At 56.2% G+C, this 22,491-nt stretch carries 16 protein-coding genes and 1 pseudogene; 7 read left to right on the plus strand and 10 right to left on the minus strand.

What is annotated here, in order from left to right:
- Positions 1–156: 156 nt before the first annotated feature.
- The 3 genes from JUK32_RS25970 to JUK32_RS25980 form a co-directional block, all read right to left on the minus strand.
- Positions 157–1,389 (minus strand): DUF4336 domain-containing protein, encoded by a 1,233-nt coding sequence (locus tag JUK32_RS25970; protein ID WP_204141783.1) that lies wholly within the window; start codon positions 1,387–1,389, stop codon positions 157–159.
- A 325-nt stretch (positions 1,390–1,714) separates the two neighbouring features.
- Positions 1,715–2,266 (minus strand): universal stress protein, encoded by a 552-nt coding sequence (locus JUK32_RS25975; RefSeq protein ID WP_204141784.1) that lies wholly within the window; start codon positions 2,264–2,266, stop codon positions 1,715–1,717.
- Positions 2,267–2,573: 307 nt separating this feature from the next.
- Complete coding sequence (locus tag JUK32_RS25980) at positions 2,574–3,050, minus strand: hypothetical protein (RefSeq protein WP_204141785.1); 477 nt, start codon at positions 3,048–3,050, stop codon at positions 2,574–2,576.
- A 218-nt stretch (positions 3,051–3,268) separates the two neighbouring features.
- Here JUK32_RS25980 and pta point away from each other — a divergent pair, with 218 nt between their 5' ends.
- Together pta and JUK32_RS25990 are read left to right on the plus strand one after the other, a co-directional pair.
- Positions 3,269–5,410 (plus strand): phosphate acetyltransferase, encoded by a 2,142-nt coding sequence (gene pta, locus JUK32_RS25985; protein WP_204141786.1) that lies wholly within the window; start codon positions 3,269–3,271, stop codon positions 5,408–5,410.
- Between the two features lie 400 nt (positions 5,411–5,810).
- Entirely contained in the window at positions 5,811–8,057 is a 2,247-nt protein-coding gene (locus JUK32_RS25990; RefSeq protein ID WP_239113100.1) for a glycosyltransferase, read from the plus strand.
- Between the two features lie 236 nt (positions 8,058–8,293).
- Here the strand turns inward: JUK32_RS25990 and mutL are convergent.
- The 7 genes and pseudogenes from mutL to cobS all read right to left on the minus strand — a co-directional run.
- A pseudogene (gene mutL, locus JUK32_RS25995) lies at positions 8,294–9,568 on the minus strand (DNA mismatch repair endonuclease MutL); the annotation flags it as partial.
- A 12-nt stretch (positions 9,569–9,580) separates the two neighbouring features.
- Positions 9,581–9,958 (minus strand): ATP-binding protein, encoded by a 378-nt coding sequence (locus JUK32_RS27785; RefSeq protein WP_239113101.1) that lies wholly within the window; start codon positions 9,956–9,958, stop codon positions 9,581–9,583.
- Between the two features lie 94 nt (positions 9,959–10,052).
- Positions 10,053–10,832 (minus strand): amino acid ABC transporter ATP-binding protein, encoded by a 780-nt coding sequence (locus tag JUK32_RS26000; RefSeq protein WP_204141787.1) that lies wholly within the window; start codon positions 10,830–10,832, stop codon positions 10,053–10,055.
- A gap of 154 nt (positions 10,833–10,986) precedes the next feature.
- Entirely contained in the window at positions 10,987–12,561 is a 1,575-nt protein-coding gene (locus tag JUK32_RS26005; protein WP_239113103.1) for an amino acid ABC transporter permease, read from the minus strand.
- A gap of 3 nt (positions 12,562–12,564) precedes the next feature.
- The gene (locus JUK32_RS26010; protein ID WP_204141788.1) at positions 12,565–13,743 is read right to left on the minus strand and encodes an amino acid ABC transporter permease; all 1,179 of its coding nucleotides are present in this window, start codon (positions 13,741–13,743) and stop codon (positions 12,565–12,567) included.
- Between the two features lie 345 nt (positions 13,744–14,088).
- The gene (locus tag JUK32_RS26015; protein ID WP_204141789.1) at positions 14,089–15,444 is read right to left on the minus strand and encodes an efflux RND transporter periplasmic adaptor subunit; all 1,356 of its coding nucleotides are present in this window, start codon (positions 15,442–15,444) and stop codon (positions 14,089–14,091) included.
- Between the two features lie 133 nt (positions 15,445–15,577).
- Positions 15,578–16,387 (minus strand): adenosylcobinamide-GDP ribazoletransferase, encoded by an 810-nt coding sequence (gene cobS / locus JUK32_RS26020; protein ID WP_239113104.1) that lies wholly within the window; start codon positions 16,385–16,387, stop codon positions 15,578–15,580.
- Positions 16,388–16,823: 436 nt separating this feature from the next.
- On the opposite strand from cobS, the gene JUK32_RS26025 reads away from it, so the two are divergent.
- The 5 genes from JUK32_RS26025 (at position 16,824) to nth (ending at position 21,829) form a co-directional block, all read left to right on the plus strand.
- Positions 16,824–17,276: a hypothetical protein gene (locus JUK32_RS26025; RefSeq protein WP_204141790.1), complete on the plus strand. Its 453-nt coding sequence runs from the start codon at positions 16,824–16,826 to the stop codon at positions 17,274–17,276.
- A 27-nt stretch (positions 17,277–17,303) separates the two neighbouring features.
- Positions 17,304–18,431 (plus strand): tRNA guanosine(34) transglycosylase Tgt, encoded by a 1,128-nt coding sequence (gene tgt, locus JUK32_RS26030; RefSeq protein WP_204141791.1) that lies wholly within the window; start codon positions 17,304–17,306, stop codon positions 18,429–18,431.
- Between the two features lie 180 nt (positions 18,432–18,611).
- Positions 18,612–19,895, plus strand: coding sequence for a serine--tRNA ligase (gene serS, locus JUK32_RS26035; protein ID WP_204141804.1), 1,284 nt, complete (start codon positions 18,612–18,614; stop codon positions 19,893–19,895).
- Between the two features lie 144 nt (positions 19,896–20,039).
- Positions 20,040–21,131, plus strand: a complete 1,092-nt coding sequence (gene rseP, locus JUK32_RS26040; RefSeq protein WP_204141792.1) for an RIP metalloprotease RseP — start codon at positions 20,040–20,042, stop codon at positions 21,129–21,131.
- Entirely contained in the window at positions 21,128–21,829 is a 702-nt protein-coding gene (gene nth, locus JUK32_RS26045) for an endonuclease III (RefSeq protein WP_204141793.1), read from the plus strand. The genes rseP and nth overlap by 4 nt, the downstream gene beginning before the upstream one ends.
- Positions 21,830–22,491 lie beyond the last annotated feature (662 nt).

Genomic DNA, 22,491 nt, shown 5'->3' on the forward strand with positions numbered 1-22,491 from the left:
GATGGCGGGGGTCGGCGGGTCTTTACGAAGCTCCAAATTCGGCGCTGTACGTCTGGGAGATGAGTCCCCGCAAGATTGAACAACTTGAGAGGGTGGTTAAGCTCCGGGTAGTGCATTTTAGTAAAGGACAGAGGAAATCCTAGAGCGTGTCATCAATTAGGGCGCATCATTGGGGGCGGCAACCGCGTCGGCTGGCGGCGTGATGCCGCGCCGCACCAAGCCCGCATCCAGCGCTTTGAGAAAGGCGAAATCTTGGGCGGGCAGTGGCCGATCGCGATTCGTCGCCTGCGGTTGCAAAATCGTCGCAAACGCGGCCCGAAATTCGGCTGGCCCCAGGGCGATTGGGGCAGTCAAATGGCAAGGAATGACGCGTTCAAAGTGCCATTGGCTCACCTGCTCGACCCAAGCTTGCAACTCCTGTAGACCCCGGTTGAAGATGAGCGTTTGTAAAACGGGTGCAACAAAGGGCCGCCCCCCGCCATGGAGCGCTTCAAACGAGGCGGCCCAATCGGCTTGCCAGCAAAACGGATAGAGGCCGAAGTAGGCCCGCCGCGACCGATCAGGGGCCGCCTTCGCTGCTTTGAAAGCGGTGCCGAGGGTCGGTGTGTCGAGGGAGTTGGGCTGAAAGAAAAAGGCGAAGAGCGCAATGCGGTGCCAGCCCCGTCGCCGCGCCTCAGGGGTATCAACGATCGCCTCATCGGCGCGATCGCGGGCATGAAACAACAGCGGATAGGGATCGAGATGTAACACCGCTGGCGGCTCATTGGGCACCGACACGAGCGCATCGGTCAACAACAGGGTGCGTGTGGCGCGATGGAATAAGGCCACCTCGACAAAGGGGCCTAGCCCAAGCTTGATGGGGCCTAAGGTGGCCCAGTCAAACTCATCGGCAAAGGGCACGGGGCGATCGTCCGTCAGCACCTGCGTGCGCCGAGCGGGCAAGCCTAGCCAGCTCAACGGCAGATTGATTGGAAAACTCCACTGATCAGGCGCGACGTAAATCTGCGCTTGGGGGAAGCGCCGGGCAAACGGGCCAACAAAGACCTTGTGCTCGATGCCCGTCGTAGTGGACTGGATAATGTATCGGACTGAGCCGTAACGGGCTTCGAGCGATCGCATCATGGCTACGCATTCTCCCGTGGGAGCCACCGGCGCGTAGACCAATAGCCCCCCGGATTGCAGTCGCACCACCGTCATGCGAATGGGCACCACCACATAAAAAATGCCCTGGTACTGATCAAACGTCCAAATAGTGTCGGGCACGACCTCTTGCCTGAGGGTGGGTCGCTGGCCGTAGGGATATAGCGGCACCACGGGCCAAAAGGGCCAGGCGCGATCGCGCCTGGGCACCTTGCTGTTCTGCTGCGAAATCGAGTCTTGCCCCGCCATAGTGCTCAAAGATTCGTGCCCTTATGAATTGTAGAGACTTCTGTCGGCGATCGAGCATGGCGGTGATAACGCCCTGGATGAGCAGGCCGCCGATCGTTTAGCCGCTGACCTTGATCGGGGGCAGGGCCGCTGCCCATCCCGACCGAGAGGGACCATGATTTTGAGACTGCGTCGCTCGGTTGAAATGCTGCTGCTGGCCCGAGCTGAATCCAGCCGACCGGCCACGCAAAACTGTAGCGCCAAGGTTTACCAACCTTGGCGCTACGGCGACTTCACATGAGTGGAACCACACGGGTCAGTGCCGCCCCTGCGGCGGGGCGCTAGATCAGGCGATCGCTCCAGCGGTCGCGCCGGTTGTCGTGCCGGTCTCGGCGCTTGTCGCGGGGGTGTCTGACACTTCGGCGTTATGCACAACCAGCACCGAGCAGGGGGCATGGTGCATAACGTAGTTGCTCACACTCCCGAGAAAAAACTCACTCAGGCCGGAGCGGCCCCGATTGCCCACCACGATCATGTCAGCCTGCCAGCTTTCCGCCATATCGCAAATCACCCGGCCAGGGTCGCCTGCCGTTTGGGTAAACTCGGTTTTAACGCCCTGGGTGGTCGCCTCAGCCGCTAACTGTCGCAGTTCTTTAATCCCCTCATGCTCGTAGGTTTCCCATCGTTTTTGGTAGGTTTCCCAAGCGATGCTATCGCTGATGGGGTAGTAGGAATGATAGGCGCGGACAGGGAGGCCCGGACTGCCTTCCTCATAGGCCGATAGGGCGTGGACAATCATCAAGTCTGCTTTCATCAGCTTGGCTAGGCCAATCGCCTTGTCCAACAAATAAGTTTGTAGAGCAGAGTGATCGACAGCCACCAAAATCTTGCGATACATAACAGCCTCCTGACTAGGTGATCCGCCACTGGGGGCGACGGCGATGCCTCAACCTTCGCTAACTTGGCGGCGCGAACATGGGGCCAGTGGCATGAGCCAAGGGCGAACCGCTCGCCATTATCTGGACGGCATCGCTGCTAGAATCCCGCTGGTTTACGGAGAGCGCTGCAAAGAGCGATTCGTAAACGATGGGTCTCTTTGATCTCATTTTAAAGCAGCGGTTTTCGGCTGCCGAGCAGGGCTTAACATGCGATCGCAACTTGCAATAAAACCCAATGAAGCGAGGCCAGTGGTGAGGTGAGAGACGTTATGGCTTGAGCGCTTCATCCAAAATCTGGCGAGCGGTTTCGGCCTGCGATCGCGCGTCACGGTATTTGAGGTTGGTTTGAGCAAATCCTTTTAAGGCTTTAAAGCCATCTTTCAAACTGGCAATTTGCGCTTCGCTAATGGGCTCATCGCTAAATAGCAAGTCAATGAGCTTACGCACTTCGAGGGCTTCCTCGCGCGAGTCTTGCATTTTCAGTTTGAGGGTCGCCAGGTGACTGAGAATCTGCACGGCTTCAACCACCGTGTCTTCCTGGTTTTTGACATCAGCCGTCGGTTCAGGCGTTTTCACTTCAATAAACTGTTGAGGGTCAAATCCATCGGCCAAGTTGGTGGGCAACTGACCATCATCCATCAGTTCTACCAACTGATCCATGGCCTTTTCACGGGCTTTACGAGAATCTTTACCCGCCACGTTGAGAATCACTTCGGGACTCTGAGTCAGGGTGTATTGAACCATAACGATCCAGATAGTTCTTTTGAACTATAAAATCATAGCCGATGCCCAGCGCAAAAAAGCACAATCCACGCAAAGTTTAATACCGCTCTTGGGGCGATCGCGCTTTGAATTCAAAAGTCATGGTTAATATCTGCTGGTCAGAGCGTTTTCCGCGATTCAATTTAGGTGGTTTGCAAAGAGTTGATCTCGCCGCTGCGCATTGACAAGGAGAATTCCCGATGACGAATTCATTGTTTATCAGTACAGCGGAAGCGGGCAGCGGCAAGGCGTTAGTCTCCCTGGGCATTATTGAACTGCTGTTGCGGCGGACAACGCGAGTGCATTTTTTTCGCCCCTTGATTCAAGGCCCAGGTCCAGTAGCGGCGATGATTGCCCCGGAGCAGGAGCAAGACGAAGACATTCACCTCATCGTCAATCATTTTGAACTGAAGCAAAGCTACGAAGAATCCTTTGGCTTGCGATCGCGAGAAGCCCAAGACCTGATCGCCCAACACCGCGCCGACGAAGTCATCGACACGATTATTCGGAAGTTCAAGGCTCTGGAATCGCGGGGCGACTTTTTGCTCTGCGAAGGGTCGGATTATCTAGCGGAAAATTTGGCCTTTGAATTTAGCTTCAACCAAGAGATTGCCAAAAACTTGGGAGCCCCCGTGCTGATTTTGGGCACGGCTCACGATCGCTCAGTCGCCGAAGCCCTAGGCCCGGTGGAAATGGCGATGGAAGCCTATCAGGAAGTCGGGTGCGATATTGCGGGCATAATTCTCAATAATGCGGCCCCTGAAAGGGTCAATGAATTAAAAGAAGAACTATTTCGCCACTTTGGACTGCGCGGTCTGCTGCTGTCGGTAATTCCCCGGCATCCCCGGCTCGCGAGTCCTCGGATGCGGGATATTGCGGCACAGCTGCAAGCCCAGGTGTTGTATGGCCATCGCCGCCTCAAAAATCTGGCTACGAAGCGCATTGTGGCGGCGATGCAGCTGCAAAATTGCCTGACCTGGGTGGAACCGGACTGTTTGGTCATTACACCGGGCGATCGCGGCGACATTATCGCGGGCATGTTGCAGGCCCATCAATCGAGTAGCTATCCAGCTCTAGCGGGCATTGTGCTCTCCACTGGCATGAAGCCTGATCCGGCGATCGCCCGCCTCATTGAAGGGATCCCTGACCCGCTGCCGATTCTCTCCGTCCAGACCGACACCTTCACCACCGCTGCCCAGGTGAATGAGGTACACAGTACGCTCTGGCCCGACGATCGCGAAAAGATCGACCTCAGCATTCAGATGTTTGATCAGCATGTGGACTTGCAGCGCCTGGAGCAGCAAATTAGTGCGGTGCGGGTGCGGGGCATGACGCCCAAAATGTTTACCTACAACCTGATGGAGCGGGCCAAATCCCAACTCCAACACATTGTCCTGCCCGAAGCCTACGATCCCCGCATTCTCAAAGCGGCAGCCATGTTGCTCGACCGGGGCATTGTCAAACTCACACTACTGGGGCATCGCCAAGACGTGCAACGGGTGATCGACAAACATCAGATTCGCCTGAATCTCGATCAGGTCAACGTCGTGCATCCCTCCGAGAGTCCGGCCCTACAGCACTATGCCCAAACCTTTTTTGAGCTGCGGCAACACAAGGGCGTTACCCTCGACAATGCCCTGGATGTGATGATGGATGTCTCCTACTTTGGCACCATGATGGTTTACCAGGGCGATGCTGACGGCATGGTCTCGGGCGCGGTGCATACGACGCAACATACGATTCGTCCGGCCCTGCAATTTGTCAAAACTCAGCCTGGCGTTTCAGTCGTGTCGTCAGTGTTTTTCATGTGTTTAGAACAGCGGGTACTGGTGTATGGCGACTGCGCCATTAATCCCAACCCGACGGCGGAGCAACTGGCGGAAATTGCCATTTCTTCAGCCGATACGGCCCGGGTGTTTGGCGTTGATCCGAAGGTGGCGCTGCTGTCTTACTCTTCGGGGGAATCGGGCAAGGGTGAAGAGGTGGAAAAGGTGCGGGCCGCCACGAAGTTAGCCCGCGATCGCCGTCCCGATCTGCTCCTCGAAGGGCCGATTCAATACGATGCGGCGGTGGACTTGGAAGTGGGCGCACAAAAGATGAAGGGCTCCGTTGTGGCTGGCAAGGCGACGGTGCTCATCTTTCCGGACTTGAACACGGGCAACAACACCTACAAAGCCGTGCAGCGGGAAACGGGGGCGATCGCGATCGGCCCCGTGTTGCAAGGACTCCGTAAACCCGTGAATGACCTAAGCCGGGGCTGCACCGTTGAAGACATTGTCAATACCGTCGCGATTACGGCTGTCCAGGCCCAGACGGCTCCCGGTGCTGTCGCCACCGGCTGACCGTCGGGTGGTCGCGGGGAATCAGTGCGTTTCTCGCCCACAACATAGCTGTGAAACAGCCTCTCTACCGTGGCGGTTGAACGCCAAACGCTGACAGCACCATTGCTAGTTTGGCCCAGGAAGGCCGTGTGGTTCCGCAATGGCGCGGGGTGAGAGACCGCCAAAATTCTGACGCCCAGAACAATTTCTCATCGCCCTCTCAGCGATCGCTCACCCGAGAGTCAAGGAATGCAAAGACACTGGAGAAACGTTATTTTCTGGATAGAGATTTTTCTATCTGCGTAAAGTGACGCGTTGGTTGAGGACGATGATCGGCTCCTTAGCTAGCTTTGCGCACTGCCGCTTCGCGACGGCATTAATGCAGGCGTTCACACGGTCATTTTTGGGTCTTTTGAGGGTTATGACTTCTACTCAATTTCCCCGCCAGCTTTGGCGTCCACAACTGGCAACGCTGTTCATGATGGGGGGCTTGGCGATCGCTGCTGGCATCGCGATCGCCTGGTTCAGCGGTAACGATGCCATTAACACTATTTTTGAACAGCTCGATCATTTACAGCAGCATCCCCCCGGGTGGGCCATGACACCGATGGTCATTGGTCACTATTTTTGGTTTTGGGCAACGGCGCTGATGTTATTGGTGTGGGGCATTATGCAGGTTTCGCCCACGCCGTGCCCCTGGTCACGCACAGTCGTGGTGGGCATTTTAGGCGTCTTAACGCTGCGCTATCTGAGCTGGCGCATCACCTCAACCCTCAACCTCAGCACGCCATTAAACGGCGTCTTTAGTCTGGGTTTACTGGCGCTGGAATTATTGATTCTGTTTAGCGGCCTGGTGCAGCTATTTTTGCTGTTGCGGGTGCGCGATCGCCACAAAGCCGCCGACCAACTCTCGCAAATGGTCAGCAGTGGCGAGTATCGCCCCACCGTCGATGTGCTGATTCCGACCTATGACGAGCCGGAGTTCATTTTGCGGCGCACGGTCATCGGCTGTCAGGCGATGGACTATGAGCCCAAAACGGTGTACTTGCTCGACGACACCCGTCGCCCCGAGATTCGCGCCCTCGCGGCAGAACTCGGCTGTGCCTACCTCACCCGCCCCGACAACCAGCACGCCAAAGCCGGTAACCTCAATCACGCGGTTCCCCAAACCCAGGGTGAGCTGCTCGTTTGCTTTGATGCGGACTTTGTGCCGACCAGAAACTTTCTCACCCGCACCGTGGGCTTCTTTCAAGATCCCCAAGTGGGCTTGGTGCAAACCCCCCAGAGCTTTTACAACCCTGACCCCATTGCCCGCAACCTGGGGCTAGAAGATGTGCTGACGCCAGAAGAAGAGGTGTTTTATCGGCAAATTCAGCGGGTGCGAGACGGTGCCGGAGCCGTGGTGTGTGCCGGTACCTCCTTTGTGGTGCGCCGTTCTGCCCTGACCGACATTGGCGGTTTCGTCACCGAAGCGGTGAGTGAAGACTTTTTTACGGGCATCCAACTCGCGGCCAAAGGGTATCAACTGATTTATCTGAACGAAAAGCTCAGCGCTGGCCTCGCGGCGGAAAACATCGCCGCCCACGCGCTCCAGCGGGTGCGCTGGGAGCAAGGCACCCTACAAGCCTTTTTCATCAAATCCAATCCGGTCACCATTCCAGGGCTCACCCCGATTCAACGGTTGGCGTATTTTGAGGGATTGATCCACTGGTTTAGCAGCATCGCCCGCGTGGGCTTCTTGGCGATGCCCTTGGCCTACGCCTTTCTCGGGGTCATTCCGCTGCGGGCCACCGAGTCGGAACTGCTGTATTTTTTCCTGCCCTTTTATCTGGTGCAGCTTAGCGTATTTTCCTGGCTCAATTATCGATCGCGATCGGCCCTGCTCTCCGACGTGTATTCCCTCGTGCTGGCCTTTCCCCTGGCCATTACGGTGTTTCAGGTGATGATGCGACCCTTTGGCAAAGGGTTTAAAGTCACGCCCAAGGGCACCGCCAGCGATCGCTACCATTTCAACTGGGCCTTGGCTTGGCCCTTAATGCTGGTATTTGGGCTCACAGCGCTGAGTTTGTGGCTTAACTTGGGTCACTGTTTGATGACGATGGCGAATCCCACCGAGCATTGGCGAGGGCTCGGCATTGGTTGGCTGTGGAGCGGCTACAACTTGATGATGCTAGGACTCGCCTTGTTGGTGTTGCTCGATGCCCCCCGTCCGAGCCCTTACGAGTGGTTTAATGTGCGCCGTGTCGCCCGCCTCCAGATCACGATGCCCGATGGCACCCAAAAGAGTGTGTGGGGTACAACCACCATGATTTCTGAGGTGGCCGCCGAGGTCGAGCTGACGAAAGCGGATTTGCTGCATACTCCCATCGCGACGGGGACGCCGATCGCGATGGATCTCGCTGACGAGCACTTCACTCTGCCCGCCACCTTAGTGCAGCAACGAGTCACCGACGGCCTGCCCAGCCTGACTCTTCAATTCGCCGCACTCGATTTGCCGCAGCACCGCCACCTTACCGAACTCCTATTTTGCCGTCCGGGCCAGTGGCAAAGCCGCTGCTCCCCCAATGAGTTGCAGTCGCTCTGGCTGATTGTGACGTCATTGCTGAAACCCCGCTTTTTGACGGAGCGCTCCCCCCGGCCCAAACCGGTGTTGCTCTCTCGCGGTTAACGGCAGTCCCACCTTTAGGAGAAGCTGCACACTATGTTGCTGCGAGTGCAGCCTGAGCAGCGAGTGCAGCTCGGCGTAAGGCCGCTGAGTACCAGTGCAGCGTCAAGACTGGCCTTTGATTTTTTAACGTCAGTTCGGATGCAGCCAAATCCGGTTATGTTCCCCGTCAATGGCGGAGATTCAGGCTGCGGATGAGGCTGACAATGCCGCTGCTTCCTGATCTCGAACTCGGTTGGTTAGGGCTCCAGACCATGGCTCTTGCCGATGACCCAACTGCGACGAAAGTAGCGAGCGAGGCTCGACTCATTGAGGGTGAGGCAGATGGGGCGACCGTGGGGGCAAGTCTGAGGTTTGCGGGTACGCTGCCAGGCGTTGAGAATCTGCTGCATAGCGGCGGGCTCGAGGGGGGTACCGTTACGGATGGCGGTGCGGCAGGCCGTAGCGACCAGGGCACTGTCGAGATTGCCCGTTTGGCTGAGTTCGCGGAGGGCGGCGGCGCAGTCGGGGCGATCGCGCAGGGGGGCGGGCACCGTGCGCACTGTCCACAAATCCGGGCCAAACGGCTCCACCGTCAGACCAATAGTTTGCAGCTGCTCCACTTGGCGATCACTCAGGTTTGCCAGGGTCATCGCCACGGGCAGTTCGACGATTTCCCAGCGATCGCACAACGCCTCGTACAGCACGCGCTCATGGGCAATATGTTGCTCCACTAAGCAAAGCCCCGCCGGGTGTTCCGCCAAAATGTAGCGATGGTGAACTTGAGCGATCGCCTTCAGGCCCAGGGGAGTGGGCACGTCGTCCCCGTCCTCATCGGCGGTCTGGTACTGACCACCGGGTTCAGCTAGTTTGAGCAACTGGGTCAGGCGTTGATGGCCGTCGCCCGGAGTGGTCTCAATCTGAGCGGTTTGCAACAGGTGTTGAATGGCCGTTTCTACCCCGGTTAACCACTGCGGCAAATGCTGTAGATAGACCTTGGACTTATCCGGGGCGCGGTGCCAGTCGATGTGGTGGGGCGCGGCTTGCAGGTGCAAAAAGACCACCGGAAACCGATCACGGGGCAGCGATCGCCGCAGCACTCGCAAAATCTGTTCGGTGAGCTCCGGCACCGCGATCATGCGACCATTCAGCGCTGTGAACAGGCCATCGGGACGACGGCGATGACAGCGATCGGGCAACCCCAGCAGCAGGTATAGACTGCCGTTGATGTCGGGTAGTGCCACAGTCTGGCACTGGTCGCGCAGATCGGTAACGTTCAGGCGGGGCAATACCTGCGGTAACAGGTTGAGCGCCGAGGCCCCCGGCCACAGGGTAAACCAGGGGCGATCGTTCAATAGTGCCTGCCAGGTCACATGAGGATGACACAAGGCCAAGTGCTGAATGCTTTGCTGCATCACGCGCAACTGCGATCGCTCAGACCCCGCTTGTCGCCGCGACGGCATGGGATAAAACAGCTCCTCGACCAACACTCGGGTGCCGGGAGCCATGGCCACGGGCGTGACCTGATTGGGGCGGCCAGTGCGATCTCACCTCATGCAAAAACCGCTGGCCGCCCGAGCTTGGGGGCGACTGCACACAGTCAGGCGCGCCAGGCGACTCAGACTGTGCAGCGCCTCCCCCCGAAAGCCCAAGCTATGAATATTCCAGAGGTCAGCTTTGTGGGCGAGTTTGCTGGTGCTGTGGGCCGTGGCGACCTGGCGCAAATCGGCCACCTCTAAGCCGGAGCCATTATCGGTCATTTGCAGTTGCCAGGGCGGCGATCGCACCTCAAGCACAATGCGCGTCGCCCCGGCATCAATGGCGTTTTCGGCGAGTTCTCGTACCACTGCCGCCGGAGAGTCGATCACTTCTCCGGCCGCCATGAGTTGCACAATGTCGGGCGGCAGTGGTTGAATGCCTGCCATGCGGTCGCACCCCAGCACACAAAAAGGGTGGGCACAATGGCCCACCCCCCATGCTAGCGATAATTACGCAGGCAACTCCCGAATTTGCGCCCGATTAGAGAATCTGCGACAGGAATTTCTTCGTCCGGTCTTCTTGCGGATTGCTAAAGAACGCTTCCGGTGTGTTCTCTTCGATCAGGTAGCCGCCATCCATCAGCACCACGCGATCTGCCACCTCCCGCGCAAAGCCCACTTCGTGGGTCACACAGACCATGGTCATGCCCTCGGTGGCGAGCTTGCGCATCACGTCCAGCACTTCCCGCACCATCTCCGGGTCAAGGGCGGAAGTCGGCTCGTCAAACAGCATCACTTTGGGCTGCATCGCGAGGGAACGGGCGATCGCCACCCGCTGCTGCTGACCGCCCGAGAGCTGACCAGGAAACTTCTGCGCCTGCTCCAAAATACCGACCCGCTCTAAGAGCTGCATGGCGACCTCTTGCGCTTTGGCCTTGGGCCAGTGCCGCACCCAAATCGGTGCCAGAGTGACATTTTGCAGCACCGTCAAGTGAGGGAACAGGTTGAATTGCTGAAACACCATGCCGACTTCTCGGCGAATGGTTTCAATGTTTTTCAAGTCGTGGGAAATTTTGATGCCATCGACTTCAATGCTGCCCTTTTGATAAGGCTCTAGAGCGTTGAACGTGCGAATAAAGGTGGACTTACCCGAACCCGATGGCCCCATCACCACCAGCACCTCCCCCTTGTAGACGTTCATACTGACGCCCTTGAGGACGTGGAAACCGTTGTCGTACCATTTCTCCACGTCCTGCGCCACGATTACAGGTTCGCCAGCTTGATTGCTAGCGGGAATGGTCTCGGTTTGAAACTGAGTCATGGGTCAAATCTCTATATACCTAAGGAATTGGATAGTCAGGAGGGGGGTAATCACACTGGAGCAAAATTGGTGACACAGGTCAACAACTATACATATTGTGCATCAGGATACCGGTCGGCTGACTTTCGAGCTGTCAACTGTTACACGAAGCCAGTTAGTGTCCCGTGTTGAGCAGTTCTTCAATTTTGCGGCTGCCGAGGGACATGGCGTAGCAGAAGAACCAGTAAATAATGCCGATAAACAAATACACCTCGGCGTACCGCCCCAAATAACTCGGGTTCGCCAGAATCGAGCGGCTAATTCCCAGCAGTTCCGCCAAGCCGACAATCGCCAGCAGGGTTGTGTCTTGGAACAAACTAATGAACTGACCGACAATGGCCGGAATGGCCGTCTTCAGCGCCTGGGGCAGCACAATCAAACTCAAGGTCAGTGGCGTGTTTAAGCCCAAAGAAGCCGCTGCTTCTCCTTGACCCCGAGGCACCGCCTGTAAACCGGCCCGCACGTTTTCGGCCAAATAAGCGGCACTAAAAATGGTCAAGCCGATGATGGCTCGCAGCACTCGGTCGGGGCGCATCCCTTCCGGCAGGAACAGGGGAATCATCACCTGACCCATAAACAGAATCGCAATCAGCGGCACGCCCCGAATCAATTCGATGTAGGCGATCGAAATCCATTTCACCACCGGCAAACTGCTGCGGCGACCCAGGGCCAAAATCACTCCCAGTGGAAAACAGAGGGAAATGCCACTCACGGCCATCAGCAACGTTAGCACCAGGCCGCCCCAGTCGTTGGTACTCACCGGGTCAAACGAAAACCCGACAAACCCCAGAACTAATCGCAAAATTGCAAAGGTGACCACAAACCCAATGGCAAAGACCCACAAGGAGACCTGGAAGCTGCGGGGAATGATGAAGACCACCAAGCCCAACAAACTGGCAACGACGGCGATCGCCACCACCCAAGCCACCGGCGGAATCAGGTACTGGAATAGAATGCCTGGCAACACGAATAGCAAGGCTAAGGAAGCGATCGCGGAGAGCCCGATCGCCACCATTTCCCCAGCTTGCTGCCCCCGTTCATTAATCACAGGAACTAGCTTTGACCTCAAGATCCAGCCTGCCCCTAATCCCACGACCAGAGCAATCAAGCCAGCCAGCAGCGTTTGACTAAAGGGGCCACCGCCAATCAGCCAAATCGAAACGAAGTAAGCGACAAACCATAGGGACGATACCCAAGTACCCAAACCGGATGCTTTTTGTCCCCAAGTGCGACCCACCCAGGCCATACCGGCGACGATTGCCACCATCAGCAACAGCTTGGGACTGCTAGGCCGAGTCGGCGGAAAAATCACAAACCCCGCCGCGACGATGGCAAAACCAATCAACACATTGCGGCTAAAGAGTTTGGGCAGATTGCGGGCCAAGACGCCCCAAGACAATCCAGATAGGGCACACATCAAGCCCAGCAAGATCCAGATGCGCCAGTATTGGTCAATCGGATATAGACCCGACATAAACAGGCCGACATTGTTGGGAATGACGACCCACTGGGCCACTGTCACTGCCCATGTGAACATACTGAAAAGGCCATAGCCCAAAATCGAGACCACCACAATGGTCAAGATGCTGTTGACCCAGTCGCTAAATAAATTCTTCTTTAGCCACTCCCTAGCGCCCAGCCGTTTTACTGCAGGAGCGGTTGACATGTTGTCAGGTGTAGTTGTGGTCATGGTTTAACGCTCCTTAAACTGCACGGTTTGGTTCAGCGTATTCATCCCCAAAGTGATCATGAGGTTGATGATGAGATAAGTCGCCATCAAAATTACAAAGACCTCAATCGGTCGGCCCGTCTGGTTAAAAGTGGTATTCGCCACGGAATACAGCTCGGGATAGGCGACGGCGAAGGCCAGTGATGAGTTCTTCGCCAGGTTCATAAATTCGCTGTTGAGCGGGGGAATGATCACCCGCAACGCCTGGGGAAACACCACGAGTCGCATGGATAGGCCAGAGGGCAAGCCCAGCGATCGCGCCGCTTCCCACTGGCCTTTCGATACAGACTGAATCCCGGCCCGCACAATTTCCGCAATAAACGCTCCGGTATAAAACACCAGCGCCGTCAGCGACGCTACATATTCCCGCGAGAGTCGCAGGCCGCCAGTTGCGCCGCCGCCGTCTAGCACCTCGGGTGGTGCCCAGCCCAAAGCAAAGAAGAAAATGCCCAAGCCCACCAAAGCCATGACGCCAAGAATGATGAGCTGCTGCTGACCCGAGTCGCCCTGCTCAACCATTTTTTTGATGCGCCACTGCCAAACAAAGGAAGCCGCGATCGCCAAAGCGATTAATACCAGTAGCCAGGCCCAAGCGCCACTAGCACTAGGCCAAGGAACGTAGATGCCTCGATTACTCGCGATTAGCAAATTGCCGACATTAATTTGCTCGTCTGGGGTGGGCATTAAACCGTAAATCGCGAAGTACCAAAAGAATAATTGCAAGAGCAGCGGCACGTTACGAATCAAACCCACATATGCTCGACTGATTTTATGGATTAACCAGTTTTGCGAAAAGCTGGCAACACCGGCCGCAACCCCTGCGGTGGTGGCCAGCATAATCCCCACAATCACCAGGGTGATGGTGTTGACCAAGCCCACGATGAGCGCCTTGCCGTAGGCATCGTTAGGGCGGTATTCAATGACGCTTTCGCCAATGCTAAAGCCAGCGGGACTGGATAAAAAGCCGAAGCCAAAGCTTGACCCTTGCTGCGCCAAGTTGGCATTTAAGTTGAACAGGAAATAACTCAAAATTCCGGCGACGACGACGACTGTAATGACCTGAAAGGCCACCTTCCAGAAGCGATCGTCGCGCAGTAGCTGTCTGAGGTTGAATTTTTTCGACTCGCCAGCGTCGCTAACCATCTCTGCAAAATTTCCAGCAAATGAACAACGGGCTCAGTAATTTGCCCGAGAATTTTTAGAACTCTATGACAAAACCTACCTAAAGAAAAGTTGCACCTGTTACGGAGCGATACAAATGCAAAGTGCCTTGGCAGGGAAAAGAGTCCTTGCCATGAGCGTTGATCGTCAGCAAAGTAAAAGGCCAGAAGATGCGGAGAACGCTCATCGCCGATGCCTTTAAAGCGTTTGGCGGCATGACTGGAAGCCCGGGTACGCTGCCGTGGCTCTGCCCTCCTGCGCTTTACTAATAGGTTCCAACCGTCTGGTACGCCTGGCTCAATGCAACGACTACCGTTGAGCGATGGTTTAGCGTTCCTCTTCTGGTGCGGCGTCGCGACCAAAAGTGAGATTTTCTAACGTTTCCCCCGGTGGTAGATCGACAAAGACCAGATCACCTTCGCCGATGCCTTCGATAATTTGGATTTGGTTGCCTGCCTGGGTGCCTAGTGTTACCGGGCGGAACCGGGGCCGATCGCGATCGTCAGGCACTAAGACTCCGGCTTGTCCCTCTTGGGTCACCACCGCCACCGTCGGCACGACGAGGGCATCCGCGAGGGCATCGCCGATAAACGCCACGGTCACGTTCATGTTCGATCGCAGTAAATCTTGCCCCGAGGTCAGCTCAATGCGCACTTGAAATAAAGTCACATTCTGCCGCTCGATCGCTTCCGGGGCAATCAGCCGCACGGCACCTTCAAAGACCTGATCAGGGTAGGCATCGGCAATGATTTCGACGGGTTGCCCCGGTCGAATCTTGGCGATGTCGGCTTCCGGCACTTCCGCCACAATTTCGAGATCGCTGGCGATCGCCACAATGGCTGTCGAGGTAGCCGAGGTGGCGTTAGACGCCGAAGTCGTCGGCGTGACAAACGCCCCTTCATTGGCAAATTTTTGGGTAACGATGCCGGCAAACGGCGCGCGAATTTGCGTGTCAGCAAACTGGACTTGCGCCGCCTCTAGCTGAGCTTGCGCTTGGGCGAGACGGGCTTCGGCTTGGGCGATCGCTTCGGGGCGCGGCTCATTTTGCAAATCGGCCAGTCGCTCTTCACTTTCACGCACCTGAAACTGCGCTCGTTCAACTCCGGCCTCGGCACTCTGCACCGCTTGCTCAAAATTATCCAGTTCATTCGCCGAAATGGCCCCCTGGGCGGCCAGAGCCTGGTTGCGCTGCAGCTGCGATCGCGCCAACTCTAACTGTGCCCGCAAATCCCTCACTTGGGCCTCGGCTGAGGCGACTTGGGCCGTCGCTTGGGCGATCGCTTCGGCCTCACTGCCCCGCTGCACATCCGCCAGGCTGGCCTGGGCTTCCGCGACTGCCGCCTCCCGCTGCCGCACCAATGCGGCCACATCTTGGCTTTCCATCTGCGCCATCAACTGTCCCGCCGTCACCGCATCTCCCTGCTCCACCAGCAGTTCTTCTAAAATGCCGGACGTTTTGGGACTCAGATTGACCGTCTGTACGGGTTCAACGGTGCCACTGGCGGTAATGCGTACCGTGAGCGCAGTGGTTTCGGCAGCGACGGTCAGCGCCGCCAAGTCATAACCAGCTTCCCGACTGCGGACGGCAAAGGTGATCGCACCTAATGTCACCGCGATCGCTGTCACCCCTCCCGCCACCCAGAGACCAGGACGGCGCACCTTACCCACCAAGGGAATTTCCATGAACGAACTCGTCTTAATGCTTGCACCAACACTGTTTCAACTATAGCGAGGGAACATCGCCCTGAGCGCCAGTCAGCCCGCTCTCAATACTTCACAAGACCAGTCCCCAGGCCACCCTTCTACCCATCCACCCTCACACCCACCCTTGTAAAACCACCATCACACACAACACCAGCGCCTCCGTCCACTCCACAATCGCGCCATAGGTATCGCCCGTGTGCCCCCCGAGTTGCCATTGCAGCCAAGCGCCTAAGGCCAAAGCGATCGCACCACCGCTGATTGTCACTCCCAGCAGCCAAAGATCGGGCACAGGCGCGATCGCCCCAGCCAAGCCGGTAACGCCAATGAGTGGCACCAAGCCCCACAGCCAGTCCGTCGTTGGGTGGGCATGGGTTTTATGAAAAGCGCCTTTGCCCTGCTCTCGCAGATAGGGATAACGGGCGATCGCCACCACTTGGCCCCAGCGTCCCCAGCCTGCCGCCAAGGGCAACGCCATCCAGCGCCCGGTTGCTAAATCCATCAACGCCAGCGTTTTTAGCCCCAGCAGGGCGATCGCCACCATCACCCCAAAGGCCCCGGCTCGGCTATCGGCCATCACCTCCAGGCGGCGATTGGGATCGGGCACCGCTAAGCCATCGGCGGTATCCATCGCGCCATCCAAATGCAGCCCGCCCGTCACCCAGAGCCACAACGCCACCACCACCGCGCTCCGCAACGCGATCGGGATTGCCAACGTTGCGAGTCCCCAATCCACCGCTGCCAACCCCAACCCAATCCCTAAACCAACCCAGGGCGCAAACCGAGCAATGCCCTCAAATCGCATTGACCAGTGGTGTGGTATCGGAATTTGAGTATAAAAAGTCACCGCCCCTAGCAACTGCTGCCCCCATAGGAGCGGCTTATTCGGCATCTGATCATCCGGCTGATCGTTTGAAACCGACATATTTTAGAGTCCTCAAACTATCTGCGATCGCAGCCAAAAAATGACAGCTGCCCGTTTTAGCTACTAGATATAGCGTACGACGATTGCCGATACGACTAGAGAAGTTGATATGAGCCGGGAATCCACCATTTGCCACGGCTCTGAAACAGACTTGACCGGCGGCTACTTTTGTCTCGCGATCGCAAAAACTTATTGCGCTGGCGACTAGCTGACACACCTCTCACCGCGCCTGCCGATAAATCTGAAAGCCATTTAAGACAAGGGTTATGAGGTTTTAGTTGATCATTCAACTCAAGCGATCGCCGCTGAAAATTAGAAAACCGTCCCATTTCGGAGTCCCATTCTGGAATGATCGACTATCTTGGGTATAGACCTTAGAAATGACCTAACTTTTTTGGTGATTTTAAGGATCAAAGTTTGAATTTGTGATAGTCCAATGACCCACGATTCTGCTGGTTTGTCCAATGTGCCTGCACCATGTTTGGTTGATCAGGGCCTGGTCGTCAATAAAACTGACATGCTGAGACTGCTCAGTGATTTGGGGCAAGTGAACTACACAGATATGGACGAAGACGGTGTGCTCAGCAGTGGCACCGGTTATGTTATGGACGTTTTCGCTGAACCGGGCGTTTCTACCCTGGTCGCGAATCAGAGCCTTTATCTCAACGTTTACAGCTTCGATTACATTCAACTCGACAAATTGCCCGATGGTCAGAGCTGTTTCAAGCTGTTTCAAGAAAGCCGCTGCTTACAGTTAGTGCCGCTCACCTCTCCCATCAAAGAGCAGGCAAAACGTGACCTGGATGCCGCCGCGATCGAAGAAATTGTGGCCGAAGCCCTTTCTGCTAGTTGGGATGCTTGCCTTGACGACGACGGGCCGCTAGCCTAAATAGCCTGTGCCTTGGAGTCCTAAACGTTGAAGCAGTTTGAATATCAGGTAGAAGCCACCTGCAACCACACCGCCGCTCGGGCAGGTAAGTTTCAGACTCCCCACGGCATCGTCGAAACGCCTCGCTTTATGCCCGTGGGCACCCTCGCCAATGTGAAAACCGTTACCCCTGAGCAACTCCAGCAAACTGGGGCACAGATGGTATTGGCCAACACGTATCACCTGCATCTCCAACCGGGGGAAGACTTGGTGGAACTGGCCGGTGGAGTACACCAATTTATGGGCTGGCATGGCCCGATGCTGACGGATTCCGGGGGCTTCCAGGTGTTTAGCCTCAGTGATATTCGCACCATTTCTGAGTCGGGAGTGAAGTTTCGATCGCCCCGCGATGGTCGCATCATCAACATGACGCCCGAAGAATCTATTCGCATCCAAAACGCCCTGGGCGCGGACGTAATTATGGCCTTCGATGAGTGTCCCCCCTATCCCGCCAGCCGGGAAGCCGTCGAAGTCGCGACCGATCGCACCTATCGCTGGCTGCAACGCTGCATCGCCGCGCACCAGCGACCTGATCAGGCGCTCTTCGGCATTGTGCAAGGGGGCGTCTATCTGGATCTGCGGGAACAGGCCGCCGCCGCCCTAACTGAATTGGATTTGCCCGGTTACGCCATTGGCGGCGTCAGTGTGGGGGAGCCACCAGAACTAATCGAAAAAATCGTTCGCGCGACAACACCGCTGCTGCCAACCCACAAACCCCGGTACCTGATGGGGGTCGGCACCCACCGCGAAATGGTGCAGGCGATCGCCGCTGGCATGGACTTATTCGACTGCGTGATTCCCACCCGGTTGGCCCGCCACGGCACCGCGATCGTGCAGGGCGATCGCTGGAACTTGAAGAACGCCCGGTTCCGCCAAGACCTGACCCCTTTAGACGAAACCTGCGACTGCTACACCTGCCGCACCTTCACCCGGGCCTACCTCTGCCATCTCATTCACGCCCACGAAATTCTCGCCCATACGCTTTTATCAATCCACAACATCACCGCGTTAGTGAGCTTTACCCGGCAGATTCGGGCCGCGATTTTGAGCGATCGCTTTGTGGAAGAATTTGGCGATTGGCTGACCCCAACGTCTGTAGTCTCAGAACCCACATAAAAGCCCGAGGCCAGGGTTGCAATTTCTCCAGTCGCCGTGATCTTGGCAAAGGCGTGATACCCTGACATTCTTGTAATAAATGGGGCGAGGTCTGCTCTGAACTGCCGACTGGCCATGTCGATCAGGTCAGCGCAGGGAAGCCTCCTCCTGATGGTGAGTGCAATAAGGGGAAGCGATCGCGTGCTGGATTTGAAAACGATTCGCCAAAATTTTGACACGGTGCAGGCCACCCTCAACCGTCGCGGGGGGAACTACGATTTGCCGACCGTAATCGATCTGGATCAGCAACAGCGCGAGATCGAAGGCACGCGATCGCAGCTGCAAGCCCGCAGCAACGAAATCGGCAAATCCGTCGGGCAAAAAATTCGCGAAGGCGCTGACCCCAAAGGTCCCGAAGTTGCTGCTTTGCGGGAGGAAGGCAACCAAGTCAAAGCGCAACTGGGAGAACTGGAACCCCAAGAACGAGAACTGAAAGCCCAGATTGAAGCCATCCTCCTGGGCATTCCGAACTTGCCCAGTGAGACCACCCCCGACGGCAAAGACGAGTCGGAAAATGTGGAAGTCCGCCGCTGGGGCGATGAACATTTGCCCAAAGATAGCGCCGCTCTCAAGCCCCACTGGGAAGTGGGCGAGGGCATGGGCATTCTGAATTTTGAGCGATCGGCCAAAATTGCCCAAAGCCGATTTGTGGCGCTGATGGGCGTCGGTGCAGCGTTAGAGCGCGCCCTCATTACCTACATGCTCGATCGCCATACCCGACACGGCTACACCGAAGTCATTCCCCCCTATCTCGTCAACACCGCCTCGCTAACGGCCTCGGGACAGTTGCCCAAATTTGCGGAAGAAAGCTTTCAGTGCAAAAACGACGACCTCTGGCTTTCTCCCACCGCCGAGGTTCCGGTCACCAACTTGCACCGCGACGAAATCCTCACCGCCGCCGAACTTCCCTTCCATTACTGCTCTTTTACCCCCTGCTTTCGGCGCGAAGCGGGCAGTTACGGGCGCGACACCCGGGGCCTTATTCGCCTGCACCAATTCAACAAGGTGGAAATGTACAAGTTCGTCCGTCCGGAAACCTCCGAGGATGAGCACCAAGCCCTGGTCAAAGACGCCGAAGCCATCCTGCAAGGCTTAAAGCTGCCCTATCGGGTGATCGAACTCTGCACCGGCGATCTTGGCTTCTCCGCTAATAAAACCTATGACCTCGAAGTCTGGATGCCCTCCTCTGGCACCTATCGTGAAATTTCTAGCTGCTCGAATTGCGGCGACTATCAAGCCCGGCGGGCTAATATTCGCTTCAAAGAAACGGGCAAGAAGGGCACTCAATTCGTCCACACGCTGAATGGCTCTGGGCTGGCGATCGGCCGCACCATGGCCGCCATTTTGGAAAACTATCAACAGCCCGACGGCTCGGTGCAGGTGCCAGAAGTGTTACAGCCCTACCTGAACCGTGAATGGCTGTAGCACCCAATCCTCGGGATCGGCCTTGCACAGTCTTAAATCCATAGCGAACAACCAGTTCGCGATCCCCGAAACAAGTTTTGCGGTGATAAATGGTGTGGGCAGATAGAATAGGAAAACGTATTTGTTGCGACACTGAATAAATCTATGTCCGTTTTGGCCGCGATCGGCGTCATTGCTCTGCTGGTATTTGTCCACGAATCTGGACATTTCCTGGCCGCCCGTTTTCAAGGAATTCACGTTAACCGCTTTTCCATTGGCTTTGGCCCCATTTTATGGAAGTACCAAGGGCCAGAAACTGAATATGCCTTGCGGGCGATCCCGTTGGGAGGCTTTGTGGGCTTTCCTGACGACGATCCGGAAAGCGAGATTCCTCCCCAAGACCCGAACCTGCTGAAAAATCGCCCCATTTTGGATCGGGCGATCGTCATTAGCGCTGGCGTCATTGCCAATCTACTGTTCGCCTATTTGGTATTCGTCGTTCAGTTCGCATCAGTCGGCATTCCCCAGGCTTTCAACCCCGAACCGGGCATTCTGATTCCTCAAGTCATCTCCGAATCTTCACCCGCCGCCCAAGCTGGGATCGAATCAGGCGATGTCATTGTGTCGGCCAATGGAACTGACTTTGGCACCGAAGACAGCGCCGTCAAATCATTCGTTGATTTGATCCAAACTAATCCCAATCAACCCATCGACCTCACCATTGAGCGTGACGGGCAAACTCTGGCTCTCACAGTCACACCAGAGTTAAGTCCTGAAAATACCGCCGTGATTGGTGTGCAATTACAACGCAACGGTGAGCTTGAGTATCGTCGCGCCACCACCGTTTTCGAAGTTTTCACGCTTGCCGCGAGAGAATTTCAAGATATGCTCTTGCAAACGGTGCAGGGCTTTGCCATGCTCATCACCAATTTCTCTCAGATGGCGGGGCAAGTAGCGGGACCGGTCAAAATTGTGGAGCAAGGGGCAGGCTTAGTAGCGGCCAATGCGGCCACCCTCTTCCCCTTTACCGCCATCATCAGCATCAACTTGGCCATCATCAACATTTTGCCGTTACCCGCGCTGGATGGTGGACAGCTGGCTTTTCTGCTGATCGAAGTTTTGCGCGGCAAGCCTTTGCCCGATCGCGTCCAAGAAAACGTGATGCAGACGGGGCTGGTTTTACTCCTGGGTCTGGGCGTCTTCCTGATCGTGCGTGATACCTCACAGTTGGCGATCTTTCAGGAATTGCTACAGTGAGCTCCCGCCGCCGCAAGCTGCTGCCCAAGAAAAAGCGGGCATTGGAAGCGCTCACTCGACTCAAACATCTCTATCCCGATGCGACCTGCTCGCTTAATTATGAGACCCCCGTACAGCTACTAATCGCGACAATTTTGTCGGCACAATGTACGGATGAGCGGGTCAACATGGTGACGCCAGCTTTGTTCGATCGTTTTCCCGATGCCCACGCGATGGCAGAGGGGGATTTGGCGGAGATTGAGCAATTGGTCAAGTCCACAGGCTTCTATCGCAACAAAGCGAAGAACATTCAGAATGCCTGCCGTAAAATTGTGACGGACTTTGGCGGCGAGGTGCCCCAAACCATGACAGAGTTGACGAGTCTGCCAGGGGCAGCCCGTAAAACGGCTAATGTTGTCTTGGCTCACGCCTTTGGCATTAATGCCGGAGTGACGGTGGATACCCATGTGAAGCGTCTCAGCGGTCGGATGGGATTCACTAAGCACACCGATCCCAAAAAAAATGAACAGGATTTGATGAAGCTCATTCCCCAAGCGGATTGGGAAAACTGGTCAATTCGCTTGATTTATCATGGACGAGCGGTGTGCAATGCCCGCAAGCCGGAGTGCGATCGCTGCCAACTAGCCGATCTCTGTGCCTCCGCCAAGGTCACTGCAGTGCCTGATGATGCTGAGTCATCCCTAACCCCAAGTCACTAAGGTCATGTGGGCCGGGGAAAACATGCTCAGCTAACACAAACATCGGGTGCCCCAGCATTGCCAACCAGTCGCGATCCTAAGGAGAGGGGCAGAAGTTGTCAGGGGAAGTATTGCAAACCTGAAAATCACCTTGCTAGCCACATCGAGCGGTGCAGGAAAGTGAGTGGGATCACATGCTACCCGCAGCATAATCACAGGGTGGGTTTATCAGCGTCACAGGAATGAGCCGCGTAACTAAATACGATTTAAGGATACAAATCTTTCGAATTTGGTTAAGAGATGGCCAGCACCTGTCGCCGACCGCTGAAACAGAACCCATTTAGTTCGTATCGCGATCCCACTACGGGTAGATGGGTCGTGGTAAAGTCACGGGCCTAGAAAATCAAGACAACCGCTTAACCGACGCCGAGCAATTGTCAGCTAAGACCACCTGATTTTCACAAAGGCCAGCCCTTTGACTAGCCATAGCAATTAGTTGCCAGCGACAGCAATCTCGACTACTGCTGCCCCCTCAGCATAATGCGGTGCTGTTGGGCAACTGAGAGCGTCGGCTTGCTTCAGCGCCTGTTGTTGCTCACCGCTACATTGATCTTGACTCAAGAAAGTGGACAGGTAGTTTAAGCGGCCTTCAAACCCTCTAGAGAGAGCCAATAGTTATCTTC

Source organism: Halomicronema sp. CCY15110, from assembly GCF_016888165.1.
Classification (GTDB): Bacteria; Cyanobacteriota; Cyanobacteriia; order Phormidesmidales; family Phormidesmidaceae; genus Halomicronema.